The sequence below is a fragment of the Streptomyces fildesensis genome, assembly GCF_016107395.1.
Lineage (GTDB): Bacteria > Actinomycetota > Actinomycetes > Streptomycetales > Streptomycetaceae > Actinacidiphila > Actinacidiphila fildesensis.
The window spans coordinates 1-528 of sequence record NZ_JAAIKO010000168.1 but is presented as its reverse complement, the minus strand read 5'-3'; the positions used below and the strand labels follow the sequence as shown (position 1 = coordinate 528).

Below are 528 nucleotides of genomic sequence, written 5' to 3'. Positions count from 1 at the left end.
CCGGGTGGCGAGGTCGTCAGGGTGGGATTGGTGGCACGGAGGTCTTGCAGGAGCTCGGCCTGGCCGGCCAGGACGCCGCTGAGGATGGTGCGGGCGACCGTCAGGAGCTCGGCCACCTGGGGGCTGGTGAGCCGGTAATAGACAGTGGAGCCCTCTTTACGGGTCGCCACGAGGTTCGCGCGGCGCAGTACGGCGAGTTGCTGAGAGAGGTGGGCGGCTTCGATTCCCACCTCGGGCAGCATTTCCGCCACCGCGTGTTCCCGCTGGCTGAGCAGTTCCAGCACGCGGATGCGGACCGGGTGGCCGAGGGTTTTGAAGAAGTCGGCCTTGAGTTGGTACAGCGGGGCGCTCACGTGGGCCGCCTCCAGGGTTCCGGGGCCGGGTCCCGGCACATGGTCGGTGGGTTCCGGGCAGCAACGGCGTGCGAGCACCTTGTCCCGACCCGGGAGAAGCAAGGAACTGATCTCTTGCCGACTTTAGCAATTCCGTGCGGTTCTCCTCGTTCAGGCGGCGCGCGAGGGCCCCGCC

1 protein-coding gene is annotated in these 528 nt (G+C 68.2%); it reads right to left on the bottom strand.

Translation table 11 applies throughout. From position 1 onward, the window contains the following. Positions 1-353: ArsR/SmtB family transcription factor (locus C6N31_RS42430; RefSeq protein WP_198359650.1), on the bottom strand; the 353-nt coding region annotated here is incomplete at its 3' end. Positions 354-528: the final 175 nt, after the last annotated feature.